Origin of the sequence: Streptomyces sp. NPDC051576 (assembly GCF_040681835.1) — a bacterium.
In the GTDB taxonomy this organism is placed as follows: domain Bacteria; phylum Actinomycetota; class Actinomycetes; order Streptomycetales; family Streptomycetaceae; genus Streptomyces.
Genome location: NZ_JBFAZO010000007.1, coordinates 221,305 through 232,742 on the forward strand (window position 1 = coordinate 221,305; position 11,438 = coordinate 232,742).

The window sequence follows — 11,438 nt, forward strand, 5'->3', positions numbered from 1 at the left end:
TCACCCCGGCGTAAAAATTCGGAGTCGCAGGACCGGCCGACCGTCGGAGACAACGCTCGGACCAGAGCGGATTTCGGACCGCCGCACCCTCAACTCCCGCTCCCCTCCCCCATCCCCTTGCACCTCGGACAAGTGGCCGTCCGAGAGCCTGAATTGTTAGCGCTAACAATCCTCCTGCTCCCCCGCTCCCGCCTCCCGGGCCCCCGTTGCCGGGCCGGCGAAGAACGCATGACGGAAGAGGTTCACAGTGACAGGCAGACACCTCAAAGGGTTCGCGCTGAGGGTCGGCGCGGTGCTCGCCCTGCTCGCCGGCATCCTGGTCGGGGCCGTCGGCGCCGCGGGCACGGCCCAGGCCGCCTCGTCCCTGCCGTGCGACATCTACGCCACCGCGGGGACACCCTGCGCCGCGGCGCACAGCACGACCCGGGCGCTCTACGCCACCTACAACGGCGCCCTCTACCAGGTGAAGCGCGCCTCGGACTCCACCACCCTGGACATCGGCGTGCTCGCCGCCGGGGGGTACGCGAACGCCGCCGCGCAGGACTCCTTCTGCTCGGGAACGACCTGCGTGATCACCAAGATCTACGACCAGTCCTCGAACCACAACGACCTGACCATCGAGGGTCCGGGCGGCAACGGCGGCCAGGACGTGGGCGCGATCGCCAACGCCCTCCCGGTCACGGTCGGCGGCCACGCGGCCTACGGCGTCTTCGTGTCCCCCGGTGTCGGCTACCGCGACAACAGCACCACGGGCATCGCCACCGGCAGCGCCCCCGAGGGCACCTACATGGTCGCCTCCGGCCATCATGTGAACAACCGCTGCTGCTTCGACTACGGCAACGCCGAGACGTCCGGCAACGACACCGGCAACGGACACATGGACGCGCTCAACTTCGGCACCGAGTGCTGGTTCTCGTGCAGCGGAACCGGTTCCGGTCCCTGGGTCGAGGCCGACCTGGAGAACGGCCTGTTCTTCGGGGCGAACGGCTCCTACTCGGGCAACACCGGAATCTCCAGCGAGTACGTCACCGCCATGCTGAAGAACAACGGCACGACGACCTACGCCCTCAAGGGCGGGAACGCGCAGTCGGGTTCGCTGACCACCTTCTACAACGGGGCGCTGCCCAACCTCGGCGGCTACACCCCGATGCAGAAGGAGGGCGCCATCGTCCTCGGTACCGGCGGTGACAACAGCAACGGCTCCGACGGCTCCTTCTTCGAGGGTGTCATGACGACCGGCTATCCGACCGACGCGACCGACAACGCCGTGCAGGCCAACGTCACTTCGGTCGGCTACACCACTCCGGCCGCGACCTTCCCGGTGGCCGGCACGGCCTACCGGCTGACCAACGTCAACAGCGGCAAGGTTCTCGACGCGGTGAACTGCGGTACGGCCAACGGCACCGCGATCGACCAGTGGGCCTCGCTCGGCAACACCTGCCAGCAGTGGAAGTTCACCAGCGCGGGCAACGGCCACTACACGATCACCAACGTCAACAGCGGCACCACCCTCGACTCCGTGAACTGCGCGCAGAGCAACGGCACGGCCCTGGACCTGTGGGCCTCGCTGGGCAACCTCTGCCAGGAGTGGGACGTGACCCACGTCGGCACCCACTACACCATCACCAACGTCGGCAACGGCATGGCCATCGACGTGAAGAACTGCGGCACCGCCAACGGCGTCGCGGTCCGCCAGTGGCAGCAGCTCGACAACACCTGCCAGCAGTGGGACATCGCCCCCTGACCGACCCCGCTGACGGCCCCTTCTGACCCACCCCCCCTCCGACCGGGGCGGCACCGCCGCCCCGGTCTGCCTCCTGCGAACAGTGCTGCTCGACAGAAAAGGGATACCGCTGTGCGAAGAACCCGCTCGGCACTCCGCCTGGTCATATCGATCCTGGCGTTCTGCCTCGTCACCGCCTCCATGGCCCTCGCGGCCCCGTCGGCCCAGGCCGCCGGCTGCACCACCTACTACATCTCCTCCGCCTCCGGCAGCGACTCCAACGACGGCTGCACCGCCGCCACTGCCTGGAAGACCCTCACCAACGTCAACGCCACCACCTTCGCGGCGGGCAACCAGATCCTGTTCCAGGACGGCGGCTCCTGGACGGGGCAACTGCATCCGCTGGGATCGGGAGCGTCCGGCAGCCCGATCGTGATCTCCGATTACGGCTCGGGCGCGAAACCCGCCATCAACGGCGGTGGCGTCGACGCGGCGATCTACCTCGTCAACCAGCAGTACTGGACCGTGCAGAACCTCGAAGTCACCAACACCACCACCACGGCGGCGGCCCGCGCCGGTGTCCTGGTGGAGAACGACACCAGCGGCATCCTGAGCGGGATCAGCATCCTCAACCTGAACCTGCACGACGTCCTCGGCTACTGGGACGGCACCATGCTCCAGCCGAGCAAGGACGCGGGGATCTCCTTCAACCTCAGCGACTCGTACGCGGACAACGGCTGGGACGGCATCCTCATCCAGGGCAACACCATGAACAAGGTGGACGCCGGCGGGGTCTACATCGGCTCGTACAACGGATACGGGCACTCCACCTCGACGTCGAACGTCGTCGTGCAGAACAACACCCTGAACGACGTGGGCGGCAACGGCATCGTCTGCGTGTTCTGCGACGCGCCGACCGTGCAGTACAACACCGTCACCGACACCGGCTACCGCTACGGCGGCGCCGCGATGTGGATGGCCCTGAACACGGGCGGTGTCTGGCAGTACAACGAGGTGGGCCGCTACGGGAAGATCGCCGAGGACGGCACCGGCTTCGACATCGACCACGACAACACCGGTGTGATCGTGCAGTACAACTACACGCACGACAACGCGGGCGGCGCGCTGGAGTTCTGCTGCCGGCCGTCCTTCGGCGCCACCTCGTCGATCGTGCGCTACAACATCAGCCAGAACGACGGCATCCAGACCGCGGTCTTCGCGAAGCTGACCGGCCTCACCACCACCGGAACCACGCAGATCTACAACAACACCGTCTACCAGAGCGCGGACAACAACGCGCCCATCACCTCGGGCACCGCGTCCGGCAACAACATCGTCTTCTCGAACAACCTCATCTACAAGCTGGGCACGGGCGGTTACTCGTCGAGCGGCACCTGGACGCACAACCTCTTCTACGGCAACCATCCCAGCTCCGAACCGACCGACACCGCGAAGGTGACGGCCGATCCGCTGCTGGTGGCACCCGGCGGGGCCTCGACCGGCAGCAGCACCGCGAACGCGTACAAGCTGCTGACCGGCTCACCGGCCATCGGCGCCGGCGTGCTGGTCTCCGGCAACGGCGGCAGCGACTTCTTCGGCAACACGGTCTCCGCCACGGCGGCTCCGAGCATCGGCGCCTTCAACGGCTCGGGCACGACCCTGCCGACCGCGCAGTACGGCGCCCGCTACGCCTTCTACCAGGGCTCCGGCACCCGGGCGCCCGACGTCACCAACCACGCGAACACCGGCACCCTCCAGGCCGGCGCCTCCTGGACTACGGGCAAGACCAGCCCGTACGCGGTCGCGCTCTCCGGGGCGTCGAACAGCTACGTAGACGTACCGAACACGGTGCTCGACACGAGCGCGTCGTATTCGGTGTCCGCCTGGGTGAAGCTCAACTCGCTCACCGGGAACCAGACCTTCGCCAGTATCGACGGCACGAAGATCAGCCCCTTCTACCTCCAACTCGCGGGCGGGAAGCTGGCGTTCACCGTCCGCTCCAGTGACTCGACCGGCGCCACCGCCACTTCGGTGACCGGTGCGACGGCCGTCACCGGGACCTGGTACCACATGGTCGGCGTCTACGACGCGAGCGCCCACACCATCAGCCTTTACGTGAACGGGCTGTTGGCGGGATCGGCGTCCTTCTCCTCCGGCTGGAAGGCGACCGGCCACACGGCCATCGGCCGCGCACTGTGGAACAGCGCGGCGGTCGACTTCGTCAACGGGGCTGTCGACGACGTGCAGTTCATCCCCTCGGCGATCTCCAAGAACCGGGCCTTCGCCCTCGGCACCGACGCCAGCACCTACTACGCGCTCGACGAGGCGAGCGGCACCAGCGTCAACGACTCGGTCTCGGGCGACCGGCAGGGCACCCTGTACGGCAACGCGACCTGGGCGACCGGCAAGGTCGGTTCCTCGGCCGTCAGCCTCGACGGCACCCGGAACACCGAGGTCGACGTCAACGCCAACGCCGTTGACACGGGCGCCAGTTACACAGCCACCGCCTGGGTGAAGTTCGCCTCTACGAGTACGACGCAGACGGTGCTGTCGGCGGACGGTCACTACGTGAGCGGGTTCTATCTGCAACTCGCGGGCGGCAAATTCGCGTACACGACCCGAGCCGCCGACTCCGGCTCGTCCGCCGCGACGACCATCACCGGTCCCACGGTGACCGCCGGCACCTGGTACCAGGTGGTCGCGAGCTATGACGCCACCGCCCAGACGATGTCGCTCTATGTGAACGGCACCCTCGCCGGAACGGCGTCCTTCACCACCCCCTGGACGGCTCCCGGCCTGACGGAGATCGGCCGCGCCATGTGGAACCAGAAGTCCGTGGACCAGCTCAACGGTCTGGTGGACGACGTGCACTTCTACAAGCGCGCGCTGACCACGACGGAGATCTCGGCGCTCTACTCCCTCTAGGGGGCCGGTAGTTGGGCGGGACGACCAGGTGTCGTCCCGCCCTTCCGGCGGTCCGGGCAGAGGTTCCGAGGGCCGCTTTCAGCTGGAGGTCAGGGCGCGATGCCCACACCGTCGATCCGGCTCCATGTCCGCTCCTGTGCGGCGGTCATGGCGGGCCAGACGAGTCCGCCCGGCCGGGGCCGGATCCGGGAGGCGTAGGGCGCGGGCCGGAAGTCGGGGTCGTAGAAGCAGCCGCCGGCGTAGGTCCGGTCGAAGGCCGCGCAGGAGGCCGCGACCGAACGCGGGGTCGGCTTGTGGCCGTGGCGTACCCACGCGTCCAGGGCCGCGAGGGAGTTGGCGTACTCGGAGTCGCTCAGCGCGCTGTGTTCGGTCTCCGTCGTGAAGGTCTGGACGAGGTTGCCGCCGTGGCCGGCGCCCTGGAGGGTGGCGCGGTAGGCCGCCTCGTGCTCGACGAAGGCGGTCGGGTCGTCGATCGCGTGCAGGGTGAGGACGGGCAGGGAGACCTTGCCGGTCAGGTCGCTGTCGTAGGAGAGGTCGCGGCGTGCGGTCGGGTCGGCCGAGAATCGCTCGACGCCGGCGTTGAGTGCCTTGTCGTCGTGTGAGCCCGAGTACCGAACACCCCGGTCGCTGAAGGGGTTTCGGCCGCCGAGCCGGGTCGACACGATGTCGCGGAACGTGAAGGTCGCGAACCGCAGATGTGACTCCAGCGAGCGTTCCGGGATACGGGTGACGGCGAGGATGTCGTCGAGGTTGCGCTGCTGCGGCGCGGTCCGGTCGGCGGGGGCGGAGGCGAAGCCGGTGCACTCCTGGAGGCGGGTGCGGAGTCCGCCGCTCGTCATGGTGGAGTCGGCGCGCAGCCCCTGCCACAGCGGGTACTGCGGTTCGGTCGGGCGGGGGTGGTTGTGGCAGTAGTACTGGTAGACCACCCGTAGGTCGACCCGGTAGTCGTAGCCGCGCGAACCGCCGCCCAGGACACCGCTCGTCAGCAGCACACCGTCATAGGCGCCGGGCCGTCTGCCGTAGGTCTCGGCGACCTTGGCGGCCACGTCGCCGCCCCAGGACTGGCCGTGGACATAGGTCCGTTTCGGCTTGCCGAACTCCGCGACGAACAGTCCGCGCGCACTCTCGGTGTCGGCGGCGGCCATCCGGGTCCCGTAGCCACCGCGGCGGTAGGACGAGCCGGCCCAGGCATACCCCTCCTCGACCATCACCGCCCAGCGCCCCAGATCGTCGGTGCTGCGTGCCGGGTCCGAGGAGTCGCCGAGGTCGGGGCCGCCGTGCGCGTGCACGACGAGGGATCCGTTCCAGCGGAGTGGAACGGCCATCGTGTAGTAGGCCCCGTTCGCGTCCTGGCCCGTGTAACACGTCGCCTTCCCGGCCAGGTCGGGCGGGCAGTCGGCGACGGCGGGCCGCGCGGTCTGCGTCCGGGGCTCGGGGGTGTTGCCCAGCGTGCCGAGAAGGGCCACGGCGAGGCCGGCGGCCAGCACGGCCGGACGGTGGCGGCGGGCCGGGAGCCGTCGGCGTTCGGGTACGGGGGTGTCAAGTGTGTTCACGGGAGCGGCTCCTGTGGATTCGCTGTGCGAAATTGCCCTGCGCACCGTGATGTTAGGAACCGCCGTGTGAGGGGACTACCCGTCGATCATTGCGTTCATAGTGTTCGCCCGCCCCGGCCCGGTGTGGTCAGCGGTTGCGGTGGGGCGTCGGCCTGTTGGAGTTCGGCGAGGATCTGGTTCTGGCCGGTGAGGAGTTCGGTGAGGATACGGCGGGCGGCGCGCAGGAGCTCGGCGACGTCTCCCCCGGCGAGTGCGTAGCGGACGGTGGAGCCCTCCCGGGTGGACACGACGATCCCGGAACGTCGCAGGACGGCCAGTTGCTGCGACAGGCTGGAGGGTTCGATCTCGATGTCGGCGAGCAGGTCCCGTACGGACACCGGACCGTGCTGGAGGAGTTCCAGGACCCTGATGCGGACGGGGTGGCCGAGCATGCGGAAGAAGTCTGCCTTGACCTGGTAGAGGGGGACCTGCATGGACGCTCGCTCCTTGCCGGGTGGGTGGGACCGCGGCCGCCGGGATGTGGCGGCACCCGGGAGTGCCGCCACATCACAGGCCGCCCTCGGATGCCGATCCTTCACGCCTCGGTCCCCGCACGACCACACCTTGTGACCTTGCGGATATGGCGAGTTGAAGAAGTCTTCACATCAGGGGCAGACGTGGTTCCGGTCTGCGGGGACGGGCTAGATCTCGATCGCTCCCTCGACGCGTTTGAGTTGGTGGCGGGCCATGGCCAGGTTCGAACGGGCCTTGTCGAGTACGAGGTACAGGAACAGGCCGTTGCCGTCGCGGCCGGTGATCAGACGGATCAGGTGGTACTGACTGTCCAGCGTGATCAGGATGTCCTCGATCTGGCCCTTGAGGCCCAGCTGTTCCATGGTGCGCACCTTGGCCCGGATCACATCCGTGTTGCCGGCCGCGGCGACCGTCAGGTCCAGACTCTTGCTGCCGCCCAGCGTGCCCAGCGCCATCCCGCTGGTGTAGTCGACGACCGCCGCCCCCAACGCCCCCTCGACGCCGGCCATCATCTCCTTCAGCGACACTTCCACACTCGCCACGATGCCTCCCCTTGTGTTCCGTTGACTGCGGCGGGCAGGTACTGCCGACCCGCCTCGACGTCCGGACCGTACGCACGCGGCCCTCCCCCGCGGAGAATCTCTCCGAGACTGACCCGGGACGATCGGACAACGACCCGACAGGATCTGTTCAGGGGCTACAACTGCCCTTCCTGGTACGAAAGTTGACGCATCGCCCGGCGCGGGCCGTCCGGCTGTCCACGCACGGTCGGCGTCGGCAGGGACCCGGCCGTCGCCCCGCTGCTCCGGAGACGGATCAGAGGGTGAACAAGCGGTGCCGATATAGTTGCCCGTTGGGCCGGAAGCCGGTCCGGTCGATCACGGGAGCAGGGGAGGCATGCTGGTGCGGCAGGCAGGTGTGCTCGACGTCGGCTGCCACAGCGCTCTGTTGACGGTCGTACGGCGGCGTCCGGGCGCGGTACTGGAGCCCGTTTTCTCCCGAAAGGTGCGGCTGAGTCTGCACGAGACCCTCGACCGCAAGGGACGGCTGGAGCGGGCCGGCGTGGAGAGCGTCGAGCGGGCGGTGGCAGAGGCCGTCGCCGCGAACCCCCGTCCGAACGGACCGGAGGTGTTCGCGTTCGCCACCTCCGTCATCCGGGACGCCCCCAACCGCGACGCGATCATCGCGCGGGTGGCACGCACCACCGGCACCCGCCTGCGCGTGCTGACCGGCGAGGAGGAGGCGCGGCTGGCCTACGTGGCCGCCCGCCAGTGGGCCGGTCCGGCGGCCGGCCCGCTGCTCGTGCTGGACATCGGCGGCGGCACCCTGGAGATCGCATCGGGCACCGGGGACCAGCCCGACGCGGTGCACTCGCTGCCGCTGGGCGCGCGCAGGATCACCCGGGACTGGCTGCCCGGGAACACCGCGCCGTCCCCACGCCGCCTGACCGAGATCCGCAAGCATCTGCGCCGGTCCCTGGAAGCCGTTCCCGGCCTGCCGCTCGCCGAGCCGGGCATGCGGGTGCTGGCCTGCTCCAAAACCTTCGAACAGCTTGCCCGGCTCGCCGCGGCACGGGGCAAGGCGCCACGGGCCGGGCGGCAGTTGGCCCTGCCTCACCTGCGCTCTTCGGTCACCCTGCTGGCCGGGGCGAAGCCGTCCCGCCGCAGCCAACTGCCGGGCATCTCACGTCACCGCGCCGAACAATCCCTGGCCGGAGCCCTGATCGCGCAGACCCTGATGGAAACCTGCGGGACCGGAACCGTCGAGATCTGCCCCTGGTCCACCCGCGAAGGGCTGCTTCTGGAACACCTCGGCGCGCCCCTGCGGCGGTGAACCGCTTACGGGGGCGGCAGTCGGCCTCTCATTGCAACTGTCAACAAAAATTGCTGACAATATCTTCGGTGATAAAATCAGCGATCTGGTCCAAAGCCGTTGATCACGGCGGCGGGCGTCCGCGTGTGAGAGAGGGAGCGACAGCCGGTGACCAGCACGCTCATCAAGGGGGCGGCCGCTCGGAGCCACGTGAGCACCTACATCCGCGACGCCCTGCGGAGCGGACACCTTGTGCCGGGGCAGCGGCTGGTGGTTCAGGACCTGGCCGACGAGCTCGGGGTGACACGGAGTTCCGTACGCGAAGCGCTGGTGGACCTCGCCTCCGACGACCTGGTGGAGATCGTGCGCAACCGCGGGGCGCGGGTCAGGCTGATCTCGATCGAGGAGGCCATCCAGATCACCGAGTGCCGCTCCGCGCTGGAGCGGGTGTGCGCGCGCAGGGCGGCGACGCACGCGAGTGAGGCCCAGCGTGCCGAACTCATCGAGGTGGGGCGGCAGTTGAGCGCGGCGGTCGCGGAGGACGCCGCCGAGACCTACTCGATGCTCAACCGCAGGCTGCACGACCTCATCATCGACTTCAGCGGCCAGGTGGTCGCCAAGCGTCAACTGGAGCGTCTCAACACGCAGATGGTGCGCTTCCAGTTCCGCCTCGCGCTGCGGCCGGGGCGTCCGCAGCAGTCGCTGCCCCAGCTCCTGGCCATCATCGACGCCGTCGTCGCCGGTGACCCCGGCGCCGCCGAAGCGGCCGCCGAGGCTCAACTGGCCAGCGTGATCGATGAGTTGCGCACGACCGGGACGCCCGCTGCGTCGAGCCCGTGAGATGACACGGGCTCTTCCCTCCTCCTCTGCTACCAGGCGTCCTGGGTGGCGAAGTACCGCTTCCAGAAGTCGAGTTTGACGGCGGAGGCGACCGGTATCGGACCGTAGTGCTCGCCCACCTCCATCACGGTCGGAGAGTTCCGGGCATAGGCGTGCCACGTCGGCAGCCCCGGACCGTTGGGATCGCCCTCGGCGATGTAGTTGGCGACGTAGGACGTCATGGTGTCGGCGATTTCGTGATCGGTACTGGTCCAGCCCTGGTCCGCCGGGTAGAGGCTGCCGAAGAAGTAGGCGATCTCCGAGCCGTGGTAGGCCCCGCGGATGTCGTGGTCCGGCCCCGGCGGACGGTGGGTCCAGAAGTAGGTGTGCACGGGCAGGTGCGTGCCCCGGCTCCATTCCCCGGCCCACAGGTAGGCGGACACACGGGAGTTGTCACGCACGGCGTCATTGCTCGCGAGCGCCGCCTCGTCGTCCGTACCGGCCGGGTAGAGGGTCAGGAACTCGTCGGCCAGCGTGCCGAACTTCCGGCGGGCGGCACTCGTGTAGTCGTCGAGCGTGACATGCACGGGCGGGGCGCCGGGGCGGTCCGGGTAGCCGGCCGACCGCCAGTAGTCGAAGGCGGTCTCCGGCACCGCTCCGCTCTCGTCGAGGTTGTTGCCGGCCAGGTACCAGACGTCGTTCTGGGCCCGCCGACTGTATGTGGCGTCGTAGCCGGCCGGGATCACCCAGCCGTCCACGACGGGGCGGAACAGCGGTGGCTCGGCGACCGTGCCGGTGTCCACCGTGGTGTCCTTCAGGGTCGCGGCGTCCGTCAGCTCCTGCCAGGGCAGTGCGCGCATCTCCGCCAGGGTGGTCGCGCCGTGCGAGGCGGCATAGGCGACACCCTGGCTCTCGGCGGTGGCCTTCTTCCGCCAGGACGTGCCCAGATAGCGCAGCTCCGGATCACGCGGGTAGCGCACCTGGCTCTGGGCGATGGCCCGGTGGAAGAGTCCTTTGGCCAGCGGTGAGAGAGCCAGCAGGTCCGTGGAACCCGCTCCGGCGGACTGGCCGCCGAGGGTGACCCGGTCGGGGTCGCCGCCGAACGCCTCGATGTTGCGTCGCACCCAGCGCAGTGCGGCGATCTGGTCCAGCAGGCCGTAGTTCCCCGAGGCGCCGTGACCGGACTCGCGGCTCAACTCGGGTGTGGCGAGAAACCCGAGGGCGCCGAGGCGGTAGTTGACGGTCACGACGACGACGCCCTTGCTCGCCAGCGTCGACCCGTCGAACAGGGGGTCGGAGCCCCTGCCTCCGGAGAAGCCTCCGCCGTACAGCCAGACGTACACCGGGCGTCGCTCCCCGGCTCTCGTCGCGGAGGTCCACACGTTCAGGTTGAGGCAGTCCTCGCTCATGGTGAACCCGGTGCCCGCCTGCGGGGGCGCGTCCCCGAAGGTGTCCGCCACGCGTATTCCCTTCCAGGAGGGCGCGGGCCGGGGCGGACGCCAGCGGTTCTTTCCCGCGGTCGAGGCGGCGAAGGGAAGTCCCCGGTAGACGGTGACACCCGGCAGCGCGGCGGGGATGCCCGACACCAGGCCGGATTCGGTTCTCACCGGTGTGCTCGCCGAGGAGGCAGCGGCGGAGGCGGGTTCGGCCGCGGAAGCGGGTTCGGCCGCGAAGGCGGCGAGGGCGGCGGTTCCGGCGGCGAGGCCGGCCGTCCGGCCGAGAAAGCCCCGGCGGTCCCACGCCTGGCTGTCGCCCCCGGAAGGGGCGGGGTGATCCGGGAAGTGCATACGGTTCTCCGATCTCCGGATGGTTGGCCGGGTGCACGGCGGCTCGCGACGGGAAGACACGGGCGGCGGCTCGAACAGGGCGGCGTGAACCCAGCAGGTCACTCGGATTGTCCGACGAATGACGCTGGAAAACGTAACACCGCCGCATGGCACCCACAAGAAGTCGGCAGCTCCTACCTGAGCTTTCCAGGTCCTCATCCCGAACCAGCGCTCCAGATTGTCCGACAATGCCGACGCGAGCACCATCGCGCCGGGGATACACCCCCGGCCTCCACTGGACCCATAGCCGCAAAAATCATTGGATAA

8 protein-coding genes are annotated in these 11,438 nt (G+C 69.0%); 4 read left to right on the plus strand and 4 right to left on the minus strand.

Annotation, left to right across the window (positions count from 1 at the left end; genetic code table 11):
- The first annotated feature begins 247 nt into the window (after window positions 1-247).
- Both AB0M63_RS24245 and AB0M63_RS24250 read left to right on the plus strand, forming a co-directional pair.
- Entirely contained in the window at window positions 248-1,744 is a 1,497-nt protein-coding gene (locus tag AB0M63_RS24245; protein WP_355924333.1) for an arabinofuranosidase catalytic domain-containing protein, read from the plus strand.
- A 111-nt stretch (window positions 1,745-1,855) separates the two neighbouring features.
- Complete coding sequence (locus AB0M63_RS24250; RefSeq protein WP_366020844.1) at window positions 1,856-4,648, plus strand: LamG-like jellyroll fold domain-containing protein; 2,793 nt, start codon at window positions 1,856-1,858, stop codon at window positions 4,646-4,648.
- 89 nt (window positions 4,649-4,737) lie between these two features.
- On the opposite strand, the gene AB0M63_RS24255 is transcribed toward AB0M63_RS24250, so the two are convergent.
- The 3 genes from AB0M63_RS24255 to AB0M63_RS24265 form a co-directional block, all read right to left on the minus strand.
- On the minus strand, window positions 4,738-6,201 hold the full coding sequence (locus AB0M63_RS24255; protein ID WP_366020845.1) for a hypothetical protein: 1,464 nt from the start codon (window positions 6,199-6,201) through the stop codon (window positions 4,738-4,740).
- Between the two features lie 95 nt (window positions 6,202-6,296).
- Window positions 6,297-6,674 carry a metalloregulator ArsR/SmtB family transcription factor gene (locus AB0M63_RS24260; protein ID WP_355924339.1) on the minus strand — a complete coding sequence of 126 codons (378 nt, stop codon included), beginning with the start codon at window positions 6,672-6,674 and terminating at the stop codon, window positions 6,297-6,299.
- A 207-nt stretch (window positions 6,675-6,881) separates the two neighbouring features.
- A complete protein-coding gene (locus AB0M63_RS24265) occupies window positions 6,882-7,256 on the minus strand; it encodes a hypothetical protein (protein ID WP_355924341.1) in 375 nt (124 codons plus the stop codon).
- A 355-nt stretch (window positions 7,257-7,611) separates the two neighbouring features.
- On the opposite strand from AB0M63_RS24265, the gene AB0M63_RS24270 reads away from it, so the two are divergent.
- Together AB0M63_RS24270 and AB0M63_RS24275 are read left to right on the plus strand one after the other, a co-directional pair.
- A complete protein-coding gene (locus AB0M63_RS24270) occupies window positions 7,612-8,547 on the plus strand; it encodes a hypothetical protein (protein WP_366020846.1) in 936 nt (311 codons plus the stop codon).
- Window positions 8,548-8,694: 147 nt separating this feature from the next.
- Entirely contained in the window at window positions 8,695-9,366 is a 672-nt protein-coding gene (locus AB0M63_RS24275; RefSeq protein ID WP_355924345.1) for a GntR family transcriptional regulator, read from the plus strand.
- Between the two features lie 29 nt (window positions 9,367-9,395).
- Here the strand turns inward: AB0M63_RS24275 and AB0M63_RS24280 are convergent, their stop codons facing one another.
- On the minus strand, window positions 9,396-11,132 hold the full coding sequence (locus AB0M63_RS24280) for a carboxylesterase family protein (protein ID WP_366020847.1): 1,737 nt from the start codon (window positions 11,130-11,132) through the stop codon (window positions 9,396-9,398).
- Window positions 11,133-11,438 lie beyond the last annotated feature (306 nt).